At 34.1% G+C, this 20,517-nt stretch carries 21 protein-coding genes; 14 read left to right on the top strand and 7 right to left on the bottom strand.

Features of this window, described 5'->3' with window-relative positions:
* Positions 1–462: 462 nt before the first annotated feature.
* The 7 genes from BM211_RS06355 to BM211_RS06385 all read left to right on the top strand — a co-directional run bounded on the left by BM211_RS06355 (position 463) and on the right by BM211_RS06385 (position 7,342).
* On the top strand, positions 463–999 hold the full coding sequence (locus tag BM211_RS06355; RefSeq protein WP_090995840.1) for a DinB family protein: 537 nt from the start codon (positions 463–465) through the stop codon (positions 997–999).
* Between the two features lie 250 nt (positions 1,000–1,249).
* Positions 1,250–2,302 (top strand): metallophosphoesterase, encoded by a 1,053-nt coding sequence (locus BM211_RS06360; RefSeq protein WP_090996060.1) that lies wholly within the window; start codon positions 1,250–1,252, stop codon positions 2,300–2,302.
* A 143-nt stretch (positions 2,303–2,445) separates the two neighbouring features.
* Positions 2,446–3,015 carry a MarR family winged helix-turn-helix transcriptional regulator gene (locus BM211_RS06365; RefSeq protein ID WP_090995843.1) on the top strand — a complete coding sequence of 190 codons (570 nt, stop codon included), beginning with the start codon at positions 2,446–2,448 and terminating at the stop codon, positions 3,013–3,015.
* Positions 3,008–3,304, top strand: coding sequence for a hypothetical protein (locus tag BM211_RS06370; protein ID WP_256216925.1), 297 nt, complete (start codon positions 3,008–3,010; stop codon positions 3,302–3,304). The genes BM211_RS06365 and BM211_RS06370 overlap by 8 nt, the downstream gene beginning before the upstream one ends.
* 330 nt (positions 3,305–3,634) lie before the next feature.
* Positions 3,635–5,629, top strand: coding sequence for a serine hydrolase domain-containing protein (locus BM211_RS06375; protein WP_090995844.1), 1,995 nt, complete (start codon positions 3,635–3,637; stop codon positions 5,627–5,629).
* A gap of 634 nt (positions 5,630–6,263) precedes the next feature.
* Positions 6,264–6,896, top strand: a complete 633-nt coding sequence (locus BM211_RS06380; protein WP_090995846.1) for a YdbC family protein — start codon at positions 6,264–6,266, stop codon at positions 6,894–6,896.
* 38 nt (positions 6,897–6,934) lie between these two features.
* Entirely contained in the window at positions 6,935–7,342 is a 408-nt protein-coding gene (locus BM211_RS06385) for an NUDIX hydrolase (RefSeq protein WP_090995849.1), read from the top strand.
* A 345-nt stretch (positions 7,343–7,687) separates the two neighbouring features.
* Here the strand turns inward: BM211_RS06385 and BM211_RS06390 are convergent, their stop codons facing one another.
* The 6 genes from BM211_RS06390 to BM211_RS06415 all read right to left on the bottom strand — a co-directional run bounded on the left by BM211_RS06390 (position 7,688) and on the right by BM211_RS06415 (position 13,163).
* On the bottom strand, positions 7,688–9,388 hold the full coding sequence (locus tag BM211_RS06390) for a pyruvate oxidase (RefSeq protein ID WP_090995851.1): 1,701 nt from the start codon (positions 9,386–9,388) through the stop codon (positions 7,688–7,690).
* A gap of 82 nt (positions 9,389–9,470) precedes the next feature.
* Positions 9,471–10,217 carry a ZIP family metal transporter gene (locus BM211_RS06395; RefSeq protein WP_090995854.1) on the bottom strand — a complete coding sequence of 249 codons (747 nt, stop codon included), beginning with the start codon at positions 10,215–10,217 and terminating at the stop codon, positions 9,471–9,473.
* A gap of 248 nt (positions 10,218–10,465) precedes the next feature.
* Positions 10,466–10,651, bottom strand: coding sequence for a cold-shock protein (locus tag BM211_RS06400; RefSeq protein ID WP_020061359.1), 186 nt, complete (start codon positions 10,649–10,651; stop codon positions 10,466–10,468).
* Between the two features lie 87 nt (positions 10,652–10,738).
* On the bottom strand, positions 10,739–10,942 hold the full coding sequence (gene cspD / locus BM211_RS06405) for a cold-shock protein CspD (RefSeq protein ID WP_000176366.1): 204 nt from the start codon (positions 10,940–10,942) through the stop codon (positions 10,739–10,741).
* Positions 10,943–11,217: 275 nt separating this feature from the next.
* On the bottom strand, positions 11,218–11,970 hold the full coding sequence (locus tag BM211_RS06410) for a class I SAM-dependent methyltransferase (RefSeq protein WP_090995857.1): 753 nt from the start codon (positions 11,968–11,970) through the stop codon (positions 11,218–11,220).
* 440 nt (positions 11,971–12,410) lie between these two features.
* Positions 12,411–13,163 (bottom strand): alpha/beta hydrolase family protein, encoded by a 753-nt coding sequence (locus BM211_RS06415; protein ID WP_090995860.1) that lies wholly within the window; start codon positions 13,161–13,163, stop codon positions 12,411–12,413.
* A 375-nt stretch (positions 13,164–13,538) separates the two neighbouring features.
* Between BM211_RS06415 and BM211_RS06420 the strand changes: the two genes are divergently transcribed.
* The 3 genes from BM211_RS06420 to BM211_RS06430 are packed head-to-tail and all read left to right on the top strand — an operon-like array spanning position 13,539 to position 14,807.
* Positions 13,539–13,919, top strand: coding sequence for a VOC family protein (locus BM211_RS06420; RefSeq protein ID WP_035430201.1), 381 nt, complete (start codon positions 13,539–13,541; stop codon positions 13,917–13,919).
* A gap of 19 nt (positions 13,920–13,938) precedes the next feature.
* A complete protein-coding gene (locus tag BM211_RS06425; protein WP_090995863.1) occupies positions 13,939–14,412 on the top strand; it encodes a GNAT family N-acetyltransferase in 474 nt (157 codons plus the stop codon).
* A gap of 35 nt (positions 14,413–14,447) precedes the next feature.
* On the top strand, positions 14,448–14,807 hold the full coding sequence (locus tag BM211_RS06430) for a hypothetical protein (RefSeq protein ID WP_035430197.1): 360 nt from the start codon (positions 14,448–14,450) through the stop codon (positions 14,805–14,807).
* A 137-nt stretch (positions 14,808–14,944) separates the two neighbouring features.
* On the opposite strand, the gene BM211_RS06435 is transcribed toward BM211_RS06430, so the two are convergent.
* Positions 14,945–16,348, bottom strand: coding sequence for an HD domain-containing protein (locus BM211_RS06435; protein WP_035430424.1), 1,404 nt, complete (start codon positions 16,346–16,348; stop codon positions 14,945–14,947).
* A 175-nt stretch (positions 16,349–16,523) separates the two neighbouring features.
* On the opposite strand from BM211_RS06435, the gene BM211_RS06440 reads away from it, so the two are divergent.
* The 4 genes from BM211_RS06440 (at position 16,524) to BM211_RS06455 (ending at position 20,491) form a co-directional block, all read left to right on the top strand.
* The gene (locus BM211_RS06440) at positions 16,524–17,111 is read left to right on the top strand and encodes an O-methyltransferase (protein WP_035430196.1); all 588 of its coding nucleotides are present in this window, start codon (positions 16,524–16,526) and stop codon (positions 17,109–17,111) included.
* A gap of 197 nt (positions 17,112–17,308) precedes the next feature.
* Positions 17,309–18,415: a toxic anion resistance protein gene (locus BM211_RS06445; RefSeq protein ID WP_035430195.1), complete on the top strand. Its 1,107-nt coding sequence runs from the start codon at positions 17,309–17,311 to the stop codon at positions 18,413–18,415.
* Positions 18,416–18,438: 23 nt separating this feature from the next.
* Positions 18,439–19,269, top strand: a complete 831-nt coding sequence (locus tag BM211_RS06450) for a DUF3974 domain-containing protein (protein ID WP_090995866.1) — start codon at positions 18,439–18,441, stop codon at positions 19,267–19,269.
* 355 nt (positions 19,270–19,624) lie between these two features.
* Positions 19,625–20,491, top strand: a complete 867-nt coding sequence (locus BM211_RS06455; protein ID WP_035430192.1) for an MBL fold metallo-hydrolase — start codon at positions 19,625–19,627, stop codon at positions 20,489–20,491.
* The last annotated feature ends 26 nt before the right edge of the window (positions 20,492–20,517 follow it).

Consider the following 20,517-nt stretch of genomic DNA (forward strand, 5'->3'; position numbering starts at 1 on the left):
ACTTTGTTGAAAACATCATTCAGTAGATCAAATAAAAAACAAAAGGATCTGCGTCCGAAACAGGTCCTTTCGTTAGATAATGAAACTCGTTAGGAGCTCACCTATTATGTTAGCAGCTGATAATTGAGCAGTCTATAGGTTAGAGGTTGAGAAAGTTTTTTGTAGGGTGAATGAGCTTCGTTTCAAGATTAGAAGAGGAGAAAGGTAATTGTTCTTTATAAATCTATTTTAATTTCAATATATAAGCTGCTGCTTTGTAGAATAAAACATACTCTGCTCTCGTTTTCTCCTTTTGTTTTAACTTCGCATGTGACAGGAGGCCCTGATCGTTTCTATGCACGGCCAGATGCTCTCGCCCGCCTAAAAAGAAAAAGGTGTTAACGTAGTTGTTTTAGAATTTTAACTTTTCGGATTAATATGATAATATTTTATGATAAAGCTAAAATAAAAAGGATGGTAAACATGCAAAAGAGACCAGAAGCAAATGAATATAATCCGTATTATGCAACATACATAAACTTATTACATGAGGGAGATATCATACAAATTTTAGAAGAGCAAATAAAAGAAACAAACCTCTTATTGAAGGATATTTCTGATAGTGAAGGACATTTTCGGTATGCACCTAATAAATGGAGCATAAAAGAAGTAATCGGGCATATTGCGGATACTGAACGGATTATGGCATATCGACTTCTTTCGATAGCGAGAGGAGAGACGACGTCACTTCCTGGATACAACGATGATATGTATGTTCTTAGGGCTGCATTTGATAAGCAATCTATGGAATACCTTCTTTCGAACTTAACGATTGTTCGTCAAGCTACTGTGCACTTACTAAAAAGCCTAGATGCAGAAGCTTGGTTACAAAGAGGGACTGCAAATAACTCTGAAGTTACTGTTCGGGCATTGGCATACATTATTGCTGGTCATGAGCTTCATCATCGTAAAATTATAAAAGAACGTTATATGAGTACTGCTGATCATCCATCTAGTTGAAATATGAAATTAAAAAGAGATTGATTCGTAAAAATGATGAATCAATCTCTTTTTTTATTTTTGCGGCGTATTAGTGGAATTATAACAATTTTTGTGGCAAAATTAAATTCTCAACGTTTTTAAGGGATATTTGTTTTATTAAGTGTAATATGTAACATTATGTAAGTGGATCATATAAAAGAGGGGGTATATTTTGAAAACGAGAAATGTAGTAAATATTTTTATTCTATTTACTTTATATACGCTGTTAATGATTTACATTGGCTGGAACGGTTGGGTTTGGATTCATACGACTTTTCATATTCAATCTTGGGGATATTATGCGATTCTAGTTGGACTGTTTTCATACGCGTATATTCTAGATCGAATAATCAAGTTTGATTCACCGCTTAGAACAATTGGTTCTTATTGGTTTGCGGTTATCCAATATGCAGTCATACTATTACCACTAGCGGATGTAGTAGTGTTAATTTTAAATTGGTTATCGTTTCCGAAAGAACAATCTATTTTTTGGACTGGTACAATCGTTCTCATTACTTTTGTTTTTATTTTTGTTTATGGAACATTTAATGCGTATAGCCCAGTTGTAAGAAAGTACGAGATTCATGTACCTAAAAAAAATGGTAACCGTAAGACACTTCGAATTGCGATGGCTTCAGATATGCATTTTGGTAATCTGTCTGGCTTGTCCCATCTGAAAAGATTGGTTCATCATGTAAATGATATGAAACCAGATATTATACTTTTACCTGGAGATATTATTGACGATCATCCAGAGTACTTTATAAAAAAGAATATGGGACAAGTGATGAAACAAATGCATGCTCCGCTTGGTGTATATGGTGTGCTAGGAAATCATGAATATTACGGCGGGGCGATTCCTGAATTTTTGCAAGAAATGAATAAAATTGATGTAAATATATTATTAGATGAAGTTGTGAAAATTGAAGATTGTTTTTTTATTGTAGGGAGAAAAGATAAGACGGACCGAGATCGTAAAAGTTTTGAGGAATTAATGAGCACTGTGGATAAGAGTCTTCCTGTCATTGCAATGGATCATCAGCCATTTGAGTTAAAGCAAGCTGAAGCATCAGGTGTTGATGTATTATTGTCCGGACATACGCATAGAGGACAAATGGCACCAAATCATATCATTACAAGAAGAATGTATGAATTAGATTGGGGATATGTACAGAAAGATTTATTTCATGCAATTGTTTCTTCTGGATTTGGTTTTTGGGGACCACCGTTAAGACTTGGCAGCCGATCAGAGATTATTCAAATAGAACTTACATTTGATTAAGTAGCAAGGGGTAAGACACCTTTGCTACTTTTTTTATGTAATAAGTAAATTAGTTTTCATTCGTCACCATGTTGACATATTTTTCGGAAACGTGGTATTCTGTATTTGTCAGCATGGTGACGAAAAATAAAGGGGAGCTATATATGGATATAAATCAATTAATGAAAGAACTGCATGTTATGCAGCAAAGTTACGCAACTTTATTTTCAGTTGTCAATAAGGTTCAAACGCGTGGGGACGAGTATTTAGAGATATTAACTTCCCGGCAACACATGGCTCTTATTGCGATTGCACATTTGCCAATCGAAAGCACTACACTTATTAATATTGCTAAAAAGCTAGGTACAACAAAGCAGACCGCAAATAAGTTAATTACAGGTCTTGTAAAAAAAGGGTTTGTTAAAACCGTGCCGAGTAAAATAGATAAACGTTCGATTAATATCGTGATTACTCCTGAAGGAAAAAAAGCGTTAATTACTTGTTCTGAAAAGTCCACTTATTTCTTAGCGGATATGTTTCATGATTTCACAACAGATGAAATTGAAACGTTTTGGAGATTATTACAAAAGCTATATCGTTTCGACGGGGAAGAACAAGATGGTTTTGAAGAACAGGCAAATCACGAAGTTGATGAGCAGATGCAGTTGAACGATCAAGAAAAAATCTTGGCTAAGTTTTCAAGACGCCGATATGGGGGACGGAATGATGAATAAAGTTTATTTGAGTAATGCCTTATATGAGAAAGCAAAAGAGACTGAAAATAAAATGAAAGAAAAGGTCTATTATGTAAAGAATAAAGCCCAGCAATCTATTTCTCAGGCTAAAGATAAGTTTCACCGTAACAAGAAACGAAACCAGATCGGCTATTGTGTATCCATTGCTACTGCGCTACTCATCATGGCGGCTTCTTGGCTGACCGCAACAAATTGGCTATTTTGGATAGGGGTAGTAAGTATTTTAAGTAATGCTGTATTGTTCAGTATTAGTTATATCAAAAAATAGTTTAATGGATATGTAGCTTTATGAAAAAGATTGATAATTTAAAAAATACTGATAAAAATCACCTAGTGAGATATCGTTATCTTAAGAGGTGATTTTTTTGTCTAAGAGAAAAAGAGTAAACTCTTATAGAAAGAAAAATGAAAGATAGTCGCTTTTCGAGATGTTTTTGATCAAACTTTTTTATAAAGCTACAGGAGTATAAAATTACAAAATATAAATAAAATTAGAAAAATAATGTAATGAATGGTAGAATATGGTTGTGTTGTCCGAATCAATGTTTAGCATACTGAGAAAATAATCAATAAATCTAGTTTTAAAGGGGGAATTAATTTGGAAAGAAGAAGTAATAGAGTTATAAATCATTTTCGAAGTGTATTAGTTTTAAGTCTATGTTTCTTTTTAGTCTTTTTGGGTAGTAATAATGTAAAGGCTGAAACAATTTCTTCTATAGCATTAAATGCTAAAGATGTAGAAGCTTTCACAAATAAAATAATTCCAGAGAAAATGAAAGCTGGAAATGCACCTGGTGTAGCGATTGTAGTTGTCAAAGATGATCAAATTCTATTTCAAAAAGGGTACGGTTTTTCCAATAAAGAACAGAATATTCCCATTGATCCCCAAAAAACAGTTTTTCGATTAGCGTCAGTATCAAAGGTTTTTACTGCCAGTGCTGTAATGCAGTTAGTTGAACAAGGAAAAATCGATTTAAATAGTGATATAGTAAATTATATGGGAGGATTAAAGTACCAAAATAACATGGGTGAACCAGTTACAATGAAACATTTACTCACCCATACAACAGGTTTTGATTACGTGGATCCTAGACCGGAGGATATTCATTTTCAGATTAATGACTATACAAAACTTAAAGATTATGTAGAAGAAAATATGCCCACAGTAGTGAGAAAACCAGGAGATACGTATACATATGATAATTTTGCTTCTATGCTTCAAGGATATATTGTTCAAAACTTGACAAACACACCTTTTTATAAATATATGGCTTCGAATATTTTTTACCCTTTAGAGATGCAAAATAGTAGTTTTGTTATGACTAATTTTATCAAAGATAAGCTTGCAACAGGATACAATAAAAAAGGTGATGCCATCCCATTTTATGAAACAAGACCGACGGACATGCCACAAGGGAGTATGTTTTCTACAGGAAGTGACGTGGCCAATTTTATGATTGCTCAATTGAATGGTGGTAAATTTAAAAATAAACAAATACTAAAAAAAGAAACTGTTCAAGATATGCAAAAAACAAAATTTGCGTTACACCCAAAATATCCAAATATGGCATATGGATTTGAATTCTTTTCACCGCAAAGTCATAATGGTCAATATGTTTTTGGAAAAGGTGGAAATATACCAGGGTTTTCTTCTTTAATGTGGTTAATTCCTGAACATAAAATAGGTGTTTTTGTTGTTACGAATAAAGATGGATCATCACTTCCTAATGAATTATTTGATGAATTTATGAATCACTATTTTCCAGACAGAACGAAGCCAGAGTATTTAAAACCTAGCGAAGAAGAGTTAAAGAAATTTGAAGGCGTTTACCGTGATTTGCGGGTGAAACATCTTATTACACATGTAAAAATAAGTGAAGGAAAGTTATTTGTAAGTGATAAAAGATATGGTAAACAGGAATTAAAACAAATAGATCCTTTACTATTTGAAGATGAAAAAGGTAATTATATGGCGTTTAAACTTCATTCAGATGGCACTGTAAAAGAAATGATACACTGGAACTCTGGTAGTTCAGCGGTGAAATTAAGTGAGCCTAAGAGATTTCAAGATGTAGAGGCAAATCATCCATATGCTAAATTTATAGATACTTTACACCAATATGAGATATTAAAAGCAAATAAGGAGGGGAATTTTGTTCCCGAAGCCCCTCTTACACGTGGAGAATTTTCATATTGGTTATCTCAAATTGCTTACTTTACACCACCTTCAAAAAAAGACCCAGTATTTTCTGATGTAAAGGGCCATCAGTATGCATCTCATATTCAAAAGTTATATGAACTTGGTATTTTATACGAAAAAGAAGGGGAACAATTTTATCCAGATCGCGCTATTACTAGACAAGAAGCAGCATGGATTGCTTGGCATTATTTAAAAATGATAGAAGCGCCGCCTGCAGACGCTACTCTAAAGGGAGAAACGGATGATTGGGCAATAGAGTCTGTCAAAAACATTGTAGGGCATCATTTAGTTGGACCTGAGGTTATATATAATGAAGATGGATCAGCAGATTATTTATCGAAACAAGTAATGAAACGACAAGAGGCAGCTGCTTTGTTATTTTATGTTATCTAGTTAATTTGCTTCAAATATAGATTAACTAAAATACTGTAGTCTAGGAGAAAGGCACTTATAAAAAAGTGCCTTTTCTTTATGAAAAATTCCAACGCTAAGTGTAGGCGTTACAAGAGAATGTTAATATACTTCATAAACATAATAAAATGGGGATAACCAGGCTCTTTTTCCGATAATTTCTAAATGTTTTTTTGATAAACCACCAATAGATTTAGCATATTCCATTATATTCTATTGCATATTGTGAAGTTGTTCTGCAGTACATTTTTCAATGTGTAGCTTTGAAGAAAGACTGTATTAGAAGAAATTTTTAAAATCATGGGAAATGATGTGGAAATAGAAGAAAGTTCATTAGGTTATAGAGTTTATCATAAAAAATATAACTGCAAAAGTGCTTGAAAAATGAATCGATAGTGGATTCACTGTGTGGGAAGGCTTATTACATAAAAATGTTTATACTGTATCTAAAATAGTAAAGTAATCAAACTTTATTTCAAAGTAACAAATAAAAAAGAAATGTATTTCCTTTTATAATATTATTTTTCTTGAAATTTTGATATTTCTATTAATTCCCTTTAAAATAAAGGTATATGGCTTTAATGAAGTTTTAACGGAAAATAAGGGGGCAATATGTATGCTAATTAAATCGATTATTTGTAAAGTTAGCGACGAAAAAAAGGAATTATTTTCAGCGGCTCAAGAACAATGGGGCGAGTTGAAGGCTTTGGATGGTTTTTACGGACAAATCGGCGGATGGGATAAATCAGAGGCTTGTATAGTTAGTTTATGGAAAAATATGAAAATGTATCAAAGCTTTATGAATGAATCACACGATAAGATTTTTAATGATAACAGCCAAGAGAGTACGTATACATCATGTGAAACAGAATTATATCAATCTTTATTTGATATGTCAGAGACTCCATTTGTTGAAGCATTAGCACACAGTTCCTTTTTACGAATCGCAATTTGTGATGTGAAACAAGAGAGTGAAAAGCAATTTTTACATATGCAAGAAACGGTTTGGAATCCAGGGGTAGCGAATGCTGACGGAATGATGGGGGGCGTTGTTGGAAGATCTCTTTCTTCAAATCGTTACATTGTATTGTCATTATGGAAAGATGCGGCAGCTCATAATCAGTATGTGAAAGAAATATTACCACAATTACTACATACAGCAAATCCATCACAGCAAGTGTTACATACAGAAGGAAAACAAACAACACTTGTAAGTTCTTGGTCTGTGTTGCCTGTTCATTGTAAGTAGAATGTTAGCAATTTATTTAAAGGAGGAGTAGAGTAGGTATGCCTTATCCGAAACATATTGTATGTGCTGCAACTGTCGTGTTAAATGATAAAAACGAAATTTTACTTTTAAAAAGTCCAAAGCGGGGCTGGGAAATTCCCGGTGGTCAAGTGGAAGAGGGAGAAGCGATTCCAACAGGTGCTATTCGAGAAGCGAAAGAGGAGACTGGCATTGATATTGAAATTGTGAAATACTGCGGAGCGTATCAAAATGTTTCACAGTGTATTTGTAGTCATTTATTTTTAGGGAAGCCAATCGGAGGACAATTTACAACAAGTAGTGAAAGTTTAGAAGTTGGGTATTTTTCAATTGAAGAGGCGCTGCAGATGGTAACATGGAAAAATTTCAAAGAGCGTATTTTACATTGTTTAGATGAAGAGAATCAACCGTTTATGGTGGCTTTTTAAGATAATCGAGAAATTTTATTTTTGGCTACGACAGTAGCTATTAAAGTATACCTACTGTCGTAGCCTTGTGTTTTTATCCCGCATTAACGGGCAGTAATACTCCCGCCTCAAAATTCAGCAAAAGCATTGTCCAGCTCCAGCGGCTAGAATCTCCGGTCGTTTCGCCCCCTCGGACGAGGCAAAAAGCGCCTCTCTGTCAGGGGCTCCAACGCCCTGCGATTCTGAGCGAGCCGCTTCCGCTTTTCTTAAGAAGTTAGGTGGGAGATAAACTGCCCGTAAAAGCCCGATTGGTTCAACTAATAATCAGTGGGGATGAAGAAAACCCCCACTGATTAAAGTTTCACTTTATAAAGGCGGTAAATCAATTTTTCCTTCTTCAAATAGTTCTTTCAGCATGTGTTTTGTGTAACCAGCTGCTTGGGAAAACGTAATTTTTGCAGGCATAGGAGCTTCGTTGACATCAACGAGAACGTCGATAATACATGGCCTGTTTTGTTTTACAGCTTGTTCAAAAGCAGGCATCAATTCTTCGGGTTTTTCAACGCGGTAACCGACTCCACCGCAAATTTCAGCGTATTTCGCGAAATTTGGATTGGTAAGTTCTGTCCCAAATTCAATATTCCCCATTACTTCTTGTTCAAATTTAATCATAGCGATTTTATGGTTATTTAATACGACTACAATAATTGGGAGTTTATATTTTACAGCTGTTACAAAGTCGTTCATCGTCATCCCAAATCCACCATCGCCGCAAATTGCGAAAACTTGTTTATTTGGGTAAGCAATCTGTCCAGCGATTGCTCCAGGAAGACCGCAACCAAGTGTTGCTAACCAGCTTGATAAAATAAAACGTTGATTTGTCATACGAAAATGACGTGCCGTCCAAACCGTTACATTCCCTACATCTACAGATAAAATAGCATCATCATGGGCAACTTGCTGCAGTGCGTGCATTACTCTTTGAGGTTTAATTGGAACAGAAGTGTCGTTTTCTTGATTGTGCAGTTTTTCTTCCCATTTCCTCATTAATTCTTGATGGTGTTGTAAAAATGAGTGATCAGTATGTTTTTCAATATTTTGTGTGAGCCATTTTAAAGTGTTAGCTGCATCACCAGCAAGTCCGATATCTGTTGGATAACGTTTGCCAATTTGTACTGGATCTGTGTCGATATGAAGCGTTTTGGCCTTTTCTGGTAAGAAACCTGTGAATGGGTAAGAGGTACCGACCATAATTAATGTATCAGCATTATGCATTGCTTCATATGCCGGTTTTGTCCCAATTAAACCTAATCCTCCAATACAAAGAGGATGCTCATCTGGAATCACTCCTTTAGCTGGAAGTGTTAATACAATAGGCGCTCCTATGTGCTCGGCAAAAGCAAGTAAAGGTTCCTTCGCATCTCTTGCGCCTTTTCCTGCTAGAATAACAGGTTTTTTTGCTTCATTTAATGCAGATATTGCTTTTTCTAAATCATGCTGCCTAGGGAATAACTCTGGCATCGTAAAAGCAGGTGTTGTAATCCGTGCTTTGGCATCTACTTCAAATTTTTGAATATCATCTGGAATGGTAAGAACGGATACACCTTTTTTAGTATAAGCCATGCGAATTGCTTGATTGACAACAGCGGGAAGTTGTTCCGCTGACATGATTCGTTGGTTATAAACGGCGACATCATCAAACATTCTTTCTAAATTTATTTCTTGAAAAAAACCTGTTCCAATTAAATCTGACTCAATTTGACCAGTAATAGCAAGGACAGGTGCTTGATCTAATTTGGCATCGTATAATCCATTAAGTAAATGTATGGCACCTGGCCCAGCGATTGCCATACATACGCCGAGTTTTCCAGTTAACTTTGCATAAGAAGCAGCGGCTAAAGCGCCAGCTTCTTCGTGACGAACTTGAATAAATTTAATTTTGTCCTGCGCTTTACGGAGCGGCTCGATAATAGAATTTATAGAATCACCAGGCATGCCATATATATGATCAACGCCCCATTCGATTAATAAATCTACCAGTGTTTCGCCAGCGGTTTTTTGAAACATGGAACTTCCTCCTTACATAGTGAGATACGATTATGTTTTGGAGAAAAAGGTAAAATATACAAACCGTAAGGGAAGTTCTTTTTCAATGATGACTTATAAAGGGGATAAACACGATAATAAGTAAACATCCAACAAAAATCCAAGAAAGAAAGGAGAATAATGATAAGTGTTTTTTTGCTTTCCAAAGCATTTCATGGATTGTTACATAGCCTAAAGAACCGATGGCACTTCCCATTATTAAGCCTGGTAAATGAATCGTTTTGCTGTTAATAATCATACCAAACGCAGTGCTTAAACCAAGAATGATTGATAAAAAGAGGATGATTAAGATAAAAGATATATATTTATGCTCTGTAAATAGGAAAGAGATAATTAAGGCAAGGCCCTCGGGAACATGATGAATAATAATGGCTAGTAGAAAAGAAAGAGTTGATTCATGATGCGTTGTAAAAGCAGTTCCTAACGCAAAACCACTGGGCAGATTGTGAATAAAAATTGCGAAGGAAAGAAATAAAAAAGTTTGCCATGTTTGCTGATCGTTATAATGTATCACAAAACGATGACAGGAGTGATCTATTAAACACATCATTAAAATTCCAATAGTAATACCGAGGAGGGGACCGGTTATTTCATAACTCGAAAATGTTTCTGGAATGATGTCTAATAGTAATAATCCAAGTAGAATACCGCCGCAAAGAGCATATAAACGATATGTTTGTTTTTCAATTATCCGTTTAGTTGCAAGGCCAACAATTCCCCCTAATAACAATCCTCCAAATGAAAAAAACGTAACAATTATCGGAAATAACTCCATAAAATCACACTCCATTGTTATCTCTCAAATTTTAAGAGAATCGCTCTTAATTTAAGGTTTTAAAAAAATAATGTGAGGCTAGCTTCTGACAAAGTGTTTGACTGTTCAACTTATAAAAAGTTTACTTTATAACAACTTATTATCATCAAGAAGAGGTTAGTCCCAAAATTGAAGGAGAGGAGTGATTCATATAGATTTGAGGTCAAACATGAAGGCATAAAAAAACCTTGCAGAGAATATTCCGCAAGGTGCTTACAAATATTTTATCCCAATCGAGGCAATAAACGTTCTCCGCTTTTCATTTCACTTCCACATAAAGGGCATTTTGGGTGTTCTTCAAATGCGAAGTTTTTTCGCATCCACCCTAAGCATTCTTCTGACTCACATTCCCATACTGGGATTTCTTCCGGTGCTACTTCTGCAACGTCATTCTTTTTATTACGATACATGAGACCACTCCTTTTATGTGAAATAAGTGTTTATATAATTAAAAAGGTTGTTAACCGTTCGTGTTAACAACCTTTTTATTGTCTAAATTATAGCTTTACAACGTTTTTAGCTTGAGGTCCGCGGTTGCCTTCTTCAACTTCGAAGCTTACTTCTTGACCTTCGTCAAGAGATTTGAAGCCGTCGCCAGTGATAGCTGAGAAGTGAACGAATACGTCGTTTCCGTCTGCAACTTCGATGAATCCGAAACCTTTTTCGCTGTTAAACCATTTTACTTTACCTGTTAATGTCATGGTAAATGCCTCCTAAAAATAAAAAAAATAAATGTAATATGATCCGTCTTATTTCTAAAAAAATAAAAATTCACATATTATCAAAAACCCATAAGGAACGCATATCATCCCTATTGATGCTTGATAATATGTGAAGTGGATTTGCTTGCATATTGCATTCTATGATCTCATTCTACAATGAAATGAGAAATATTGCAAGTGATGGCAACATTTTTGTCTTTGCTAGCATAATGCGCCTCTCCATGCGGAATGAATGAGCTTGGAGAGGCGATGAATTAAAGAGAAGCTACAATGTAAAAACGATGTGCTTTTACTTCAATAAATCCATTTTGTTGAATGTGATTATGGACATGAAGTAATTGTTCTTCATATTTTGATACCGAAAAATCGGGAATTTGCCATGGAATTGCTTTTAAATAATATATAATGCTTCCGATGTCGTAAAAACGTTGATAGGGGAAGCACTCCTGTTGTTTCAAGATTTGAAATCCACAATGTTTTAGCCTTGAGGAGGCATATTCCATATTCCAATAACTATACTCACTACCAGTATATGCATGAAGAAGGTCGTTTAATTCCAAATTATCTAATCCACCAACTTGTTGAGTAATAAAAATACCGTTTGGCTTTAAAACTCTTTTTACTTCTTTTTCGCAGAATGATTCATGTTTGTTAATAATCAAATCAAATTGTTCGTTTGCAAATGGCAAATGTGTATCATCCTCGATTGCATGAACAGAAATACCTAAAGGTTCTAGCCTTTCCTTTGCTAAAGGGATATTGGGAGCGTATCCTTCTGTTGCTGCAGTTCTTGCAGGAAGTGGGGTTAGTAATGATAAAAACTCGCCGCCGCCAGTTCCCATATCAAGCATGCTATCTACGCCATACATATATTGTAATACTATTGATGCGTAGTTCCACGGAAGTGGTTCTGTACTTAGTCTTCCGGTATCTGTTAGAAACGAGAAATTCCATCCTTGAAAAGGTTTATTAGCTTGGTTAACAAATTGATAAAAAGTATCCATCATGGTTATTCCTCCTAAGTTATATTTTTATAGTTGGAATATAAGAGGAGGTCCACGACACGTAATGCAGTTACTATATGTCTGTTACATAGTGATACATATGCATATTCCCTTTCTAAATTAAGTACTGTATAGATTATTTTAAGCAAATATTGCTGGGCAGTAAATGATATTTTAGAAAAAATAGGTTATTCTGATTTTTTTGTCGTTCAAGAAAAAGAGTATGAATTAAATAAACATGTAATGGTAAGAGGAGAACTTCCTGTTGAATTTACTGAGATTAAGTTTCCAATCTTAGCTGCATCTTAATTTCTGTGGTTGGAATTACTAGGAAATACAGAATATAATATCACTTCTAGAATAATGGATATTGTATGCTATGCTAAATCTTACGGTTTCACTAGAACAGTATTTTGCATAATGAAGTAAAAACACTCATCTTTTTATAATTGATGAGTGTTTTCTGTTATAGCAAATTTTTCTTCTATCCAATTTACGATGTTTTCTAGCATCGGTAAACTAATAGAGTGGTTAATGTGCGGATAGAGCGTAAGTGAGAGATGAGAATTTTCGACTTCTCCAGATGCAAGCGCTAGTTCATAAAAAGTTTGCTGCCCAATTGGAGAAATAACTGTATCTTCCTGCCCGTGAAGTAAAAGGATAGGTCTATTTTTTACGTTATGTAGAAAGTTGATAGGGTCTAATTGCGTAATAGCATCAATATCACTATAAGCATCGGAACCTTGTTTTTGAAATATCTCTTCAGAAGTTAACCAGGCTCCGGAACCATTTATATTAATTAAAGCATCTATTTGTTGTTCTTGAACAAAAGCACCAGAAGCAATGAAACCTCCCATAGAACTACCGAGGATAATCAGTTTATGATCAGAAAGGGAAAGGCTTTGAATAAACATTCGTACATCTTCAACAGATTGTATAATCGTTTTCCAAAAATATTGTTCCATAATAGTCTTGGAAAAGTAATTTGACAAGGATTCTCTAGAGTCATGGTATATAATCTCCGGAATTATAACAGTGTAGCCGAAATTTGCTAAAATACTTGCGAAAAAAGTTTGATTGTATATACTCGAACCCCAACCATGATAAATAATAATTGTAACATGCTTATTATTATGTGTAGGCTCAAATAATAAATAATTGATGTTATTGGAATTTATGAGTTGTTTCTTATACATGGTAACACCTCGTTAATTATTTGAAAATTTAAATTTAAATGATTGGTTATAGTGTATCTGCTAAAACGTATTTGTGCAAAATATATTTTGAAAGTATTGTTTTTTTGATTTGTGAGAGGGAATTATAGGACGAATTCATATATACCGAGAATATAAATCTAAGATTTTTCCGGAAATGAACATGAAAATTGGTTTAATTACTTTAGGAAAAGATTTAATTGATAAAAAGTATGAGGTAGTCGCTTTTGATTAAAATGAAAGCCCGGTAAAGGAAATAGAAAGATGCGAGGCTATTTTTACAACTTCATTAATGGAAGGAAGATCTTAGCAAATAGAGAATTATAAAATTAAATTAATGTTAAGGAGGTATTATAAATGCCAAACATTTGTGTGATTTCTATAAACGTAACAAATATAGAACAGGCGAAGGAGTTTTATTGTGAAAAATTAGGGTTTGAAATTTCGAAAGAATACAGTGATTGTATTGTTGGCCTAAAGCACAATGGGGTTCCTATTATTCTAAATAAAGTGGAAAAAATAGCGAATGTGAATTATCCAGAACAAGCTCAAGTTGTTTTAGGTATTGAAACAGATAATTTAATCAAAACGATCGCTTCTTATAAAGAAAAAGGTATCGAAATGATTTATGATACTCCGCAAAAATGTCCTCCAGGTCATTTTAGTGCGTGCAAGGATCCATTTGGAAATGTAATTGAACTTTTAGAATTTAGTAAAGAAGAAGTTATGCAATCTTGAAAAAGCAGGGGAGAATGAGATGGAAGTGCAATTAAAAGCGGTGACGAGAGAGAATTGGCAAGAGGCTTTAAAATTAAAAGTAAAAGATGTTCAAAATCATTTCGTTCCTACCGTAGCGGTATCGCTTGCTAAAGTGTACATTAAACCAGATGGTGATAATGTGAATTATCTGCCCTTTGCCATTTATGAAGAAGGGCAGGGAATGATTGGTTTTGTGATGCATGCTTATGTAGAAAATACAGATGATATGTATTGGATTAATGGATTTATCATTGATGAAAAGCATCAAGGTAAAGGATATGGTAGAGCAGCACTACGCGAGATGGTGAATTGGATTATAAATCAATATCAGCAATGTAAAGAAATTCGCTTAACAGTTCATAAAGAAAATGATGCTGCTCGTCGGTTATATAAAAGGTTTGGTTTTGTGGAAGCGGGCGAATTTGATGAAGAAGAAGATTTATTGCGCTTTATCCTTAATAAGGAAGAATAGAGGATAGACGGAATATAAAAGCTAGGAGGAATAACATGGGGAGAGAAGTGCAATTTGATGATGAAGGTGTAGTTTTGAAATTGAATGGAGTAACTGGTTTATTTGCGGTGAAATTATCGTTAAAAATGCCATATCGTACAATTAAAAGTGTGTTAGTAGACTATTTTGATGCTCCGCAGTGGATGCTTCGCATGCCCGGAATATCTATTTCTGCCCTTAATATTTTTGAGGGAAGTTTTAAATATGCTGATGAATGGTATTTTCTTTCTTATGAAAATAGGGTACCTCTTGTCATGATCGAATTAGAAGGTCATGAAAAATATAAGTATGTTGTTTTTGAAATTGATAATCCTACTAAGGTAGCTGCAGATATTAGGAAACATATGAGAGATTAATATGAGTGTTAGATAAAGGGTGATACAAATTTTAAGGAATTGTATCACCCTTTACATGCGACTCATTCTATAATTTTCGTAGTTTATTAAAGAAAACGTGTGGTTGTGTAATGTTGGCTTAACTGTATGAAAAAAGGTTATTCCTTATGCAATGCTTTATGAATGGCCAACTGTGCTTTAGAAGTATTAGCAAAATTCAACCATTTTGCTTCAAGCTGAATGGTATGAGAATCAATTGTCATTTCAACAATATCTAGGTGTGAAAGAGTTGTCATAATTGACGTTTTATCGCCGTTTATTTTTGCTGAAGTCATATGTATTGCTAGTTCTGCGTTTACTGCAAATGCAAAATCGATAATTGTCGCTCCTTCAGGTAAACGAATAGGCTGTAATTGTGGTGTGAAAACAACGATTGTATCTTGAAAGAGTTCGTAGGAAACTAAATCATAAAAAGTGCGTACATCTTTTGTTAATCTTATATTGTTTATAATTGTGTCATCCATAAGCTGTGCAGATATCTGTTCTACTTCAGAATACGGCATATCGCTTGAAAGTAAAGAAAAAATACCTCCATCATGCCTTCGTTTACTATCTTCAGTTTGAATACAAATAGCCATCTCGTGACTTTCAATTTTGATCTTTGTTTTCAAACATTTATTAAATAAATTGCTATTAATAGCAATCGTATCTTCAAATTGATGTGGGATTGGTTCGTATAATTGATGTACCATTCCGAGAATTTTATAACAATTTAAAATGGATGAAGTTGTAATATTAATTTTTGAAACCATAGATGCATCTTGAGTGACTTGCAGACGAGAATAAGCAGTATAAATAGGACTTATTTCATACTGTAAGTGCCATGAGAATACTTCATCTTGAAAGCTTTGCATGTCGGTAGTAATCGTATCTGTTAGGTGGTGTAATTTTTGATTATAATTTTGTAAAAGTTGTTTCATGCCTTCGTACTTTTGGTTATGAAGATAAAAAAACGCAAGATCTTCTAATTCATATTGTATCGTTTTTAACTGTAGCTTATGGCAAAGTGGAGCGAATATCTTTAACGTTTCGTTTGCGTAAGGAACTTGTTTATGCTTATTTTTTACTTGCAGTGTTCTCATATTATGCAATCGGTCTGTCACTTTTATTATTATCACTCGAATATCTGTTTGTGCTGCCATAAGTAACTTTTTAAAATTAATTGCTTCATATTCCTCTTTATTTAGTACAGACTTCTTATCTACTTTCGTTAATCCATCGACAATATAGGAAACTTCCTTTCCAAAGTGCTTTTGTATATCTTCTAGCGTGTAATTTGTATCTTCTACGACGTCATGTAACAATGCTGAAACTAATGTTACATAGTCAGCTTTGCAGTCAAGTAATATGTCCGTCACTGCAAACGGATGTAGAATATAAGGTTCTCCAGATATGCGAAACTGTCCCTCATGTGCTTGTTCAGCAAACGAGATGGCAAATTGAAACTGCTTTACCTCATTTTTTGTTAAATAAGTAGCTTTTTGTATTAGTTGTTCTTTCACGAATTCACCTTCATTTTTTATTTTTTTAATTAAGGAATAATAGTTCGCCTTCATACAGGAAAAAGCCTTTCTAATAGCATATAATTGTAGGTAGACCTACATAAATATTTTTGACATCATCCAAATACGATATTTTTTGTTTAGCAATGAAAGATATATGTAAGGGGGATTATGTATGAGATTAGAAGTAGAAAAGTTACTCCAAGATCTTGAAGTATTCGGATTAGAACATGATTACACAAAAGAAACGAGAGAAGAAAGATTACGCAACGTGTCTAAAGAAATGGGGCAGTTTTTATCTATTTTGGTGAAAATGCGTGAAGCGAAACACATATTAGAAATTGGAACATCGAATGGATTCTCTACAATATGGCTTGCTAATGCTGCAGAGGAAACAAAGGGAACTGTTACAACAGTTGAACTTTCATCGAAACGAGTGGCGGAGGCAAATGAAAACTTCCAAAAAGCAAATCTCACAAACTATATTCATATCCATAATCAAGAAGCAGGGGCTTTTTTATCCGAACAACAAGACAAGTCGTATGATTTTATTTTTTTAGATGCAGAACGAACACAATATTTATGGTGGTGGGAAGACATAAAACGCATTTTAATGCCACAAGGAATTATCGTAGTTGATAATGCTACTTCGCATGCGGAAGAATTGCAGAATTTTTTTGATTTAGTTGAAGAGGAGAAAAACTTTGAAACAGTGTTATTACCTTTTAAAATGGGTGCCTATGTAATGCGGAAAAATAGCTGAAAAGAACACACAAGAAGAATATAAATAGTAGAATCCGCCTTAAGAATGGATGTTTCTCAGCCTTAAGTCTGAGGACAATTAAAAATACAATAGGTATACTTATAATATGAAACGGGGAATGAATGCAATATAGACCGTTTAGAGATATGGTCACCTAACTATAATTATAAGTGTATGTATATAAAGGAGCGATTTTGTTGACGGAATTGCAAAAGAAGGAAAATTTATCAGTAGAGAACAATATAGAAGTGGTCGTAGATTCAGTCATTAAAGATGAGGAATTAGTTGAACTAAATAAAGAAGCAGATCTATATGTGCAAAAGTTAAATAGTGAACATAATGCAGACCTTTCGAAAGTATTGGCGCAACTAGCTGATTTAGGAGATAAAGAACAACGTGATGCAGGACAGACCTTAACGGCATTAAAACGTCCAGTAACGGCGATGATGAATGGGAAAAATGAAGATATTCCTAAAACATTGCTTGATTTACGTAAAGTTGTTTCAGAATTAGATCCGAATTCATTGCAGGCAACTGGTATGAAACGAATTATGTTCAAAGTATTTAAGAAAAACCCGATGGAAACGTATGTTCATAAATATCAATCCATTGATAAACAAATTGAAGAGATAATAAAAGCACTATTAGTCGGTCGTGATAATTTACGAGAAGACAGCATCGGCTTAGAAATGTTAAAAGAACAATCCGAGCAAAAGATTCATGCGCTTGATAAACAAGTATATTTAGGAAAGAAGCTTGCGGATATGTTAGAAGTAGAAAAACAAAATCCAGAGCGTCAAAAAGATGTTCCATTAATTAACGATGCGCTAGAAAAGATTCTTGTGCGTACACGTAACATGCAGCAAGCGAAGAGTGTGTTACTACAATCTATTGCCTCTGTTGATATTATTAAGAAAAATAATGAAAAGTTAACAGAAGCGATTCGCAACGCCATTACAATGACGCAAAACGTTGTCACAGTATCAGCAGCTATTCAATTGGCGTTAACGAATCAAAGGAAGACAATTGATGCTGTAAATGCAACAAACGAAGCGATCGAATCGATGATTTTAAGTAATTCACAGGCGTTAAAACAAAACACAGAGGAAACGACAAAGTTGTTAGAAAATCCAGCGATTGGCATGGAGAAACTTCGCGAATCATTCCAAAATGTCTTTGCGGCAATTGAAGCGTCTGAAAAATCAACAGAACGCATTATTGAATCGAGTAAAATGTTTGTAAAAGAACTAGATACGTTTAACGATGAAATGAAAAAGAAGCTCATTCAGCGTCCAACTAAATAGAATGCAATAGAGGAGGTGAAAATATGGGTTTCTTTGAATTTATTTTGCTCATTATAGGTATAGTTCTTTTGTTAGGACTTACAGCAGTAATTTTACTTGCCTATTTTGGCCGGAAATTTTATTTATCGTGGACAAAACCGTATAAACGAGCGACAGACTCAATGGAGCGTTTATCACATAGCACTGTACCATTCTTACAAGAATTCACACAGCATCCGCTGTTTTACCGTTGGATTCGCACAGAGGGAAGCAGTAGTCAAAAAGCGTTTACTGTTCTATTTTGCACAGCTAACGAGGGTACAAAAGAACATGTTTTTTCAATGTTGCCGAAGGAAAAAAAGAAAAAACTTCATTACACCGTAAAAACAACAAAGCAAGTTACAAGTGAAGATATAGAAATGACAACGATGAAAGTAAAAGAATTCTTGAAGCGAGAAGTACAACAGCCATCAAAGCCACAAGACTTCTCGTTTTACAAGTTATACTTTTATGACCGTTATCCTGAAGCATTAAAACATATTGAAATGTACAAACGTTCCGTAAATCCAACATTGCAAAGATGTATTGATGATGTGACGATCTCTGCATTGCAAGCTATTCCGTACTATCAAGAAAATCGTATGTTTGAACAGCAACATAAACTTGAGGCTTTCTTAATGAAAGATTTAGTAGATATGTTGTCACTCATCGCGCAAATTCCACCAGCGCAGCGTTCAGAGAAAGAAGAAGAACTTACGACCTATCTAAAAGGATTTCAAAAAGAGATGGAAGCAGTAGAACGAAACATTCGTAACGCTGTCGATCACGATTTACAAGTGAAGATGCGTGCGGCTAAAGAGAAATTTAAGAACTAAAGAAGCGAGCATTGAAATATCAATGCTCGCTTCTTTAGTTTAGGAGTGAAAATAATAAAAATTTCATTTACCGTAATGATAATAAATATAACTTTAACAACTTAAAAAAATTATAATAAACCACTTTTTGTATGATTACAAATGAATAACAAACGTTGTTCAACGGAAAGGACAGTTTCTAAAAGAAATAGTTAAATGTACATCAATTATATGAATTATAATATAATCAATATAATTGAAAGGTGAGTTCGTACCGCAAAAAAGATTTAAATATTAGTTTCTAGTAATCAAAATACTAAGCTACGAAATTTTTTGGATGGTAATTCTTACACAGTCATAAATGGGGGCGATAGTTATGCAGCAAATTAAAAAAATAGGACATTCATTTTGGTATATGACACCTGTTTCTGAAACAGATAGACCTATATTAGGAATGGTAGTTGGAAAAGAAAAGACTTTGATGATAGATGCAGGTAATTCAGAAGCACATGCACATTTGTTTTTAGAAATGCTAAAGGAACAGGACATTTCAAATCCTGATTTCGTTGCATTAACACACTGGCATTGGGATCATATTTTTGGATTACCTGTCTTAAAAAATGCTTTGTCAATCGCATATAGTGAAACAAAAAAAGAGATGAATACACTCGTTTCTTATGAATGGACAGATGAGGCCCTAGATACACGCGTAAAAGAAGGTACAGAAATTGAATTTTGTGCTACTTGTATAAAAAAAGAATTCAGTGAACAACCTAGAAATATTCAAATTGTCTTACCGTCATTAACGTTTCAGAAACAACTTGAATTAGACCTTGGTGATGTGACATGTGTATTAAAGCATGTGGGAGGTGACCATTCACATGACTCCGTTGTCATTTATATTAAAGAAGAAAAGATATTGTTTTTAGGAGATTGTCTCTATGCAGATATTTTTTCTTCGAAGTGGAATTATACAACGAAACGAACGTTTGAATTAATACAAGAGTTAGAGAAATTTGATGCTGAGACCTATATTCTTTCACACGGGAAAGCAATTGATAGAAATGAGTTTTTGCAAGAGATTCGTTTGCTACAAACAGTAGCTACCTACACGGAAACACATAAAGGCGATGCCGAAAAAATAAAAACAGCGTATAAACAAGAACTTGATAGAGAATTAAACGAAAATGAGTTAGAAACAATAGAGTACTTTGTAAATGGTTATGAAATGGTTAACTTGTAACATCAGATATTAAATACACAAAAATA

The sequence above is a fragment of the Bacillus sp. 491mf genome, from assembly GCF_900112415.1.
GTDB lineage: Bacteria > Bacillota > Bacilli > Bacillales > Bacillaceae_G > Bacillus_A.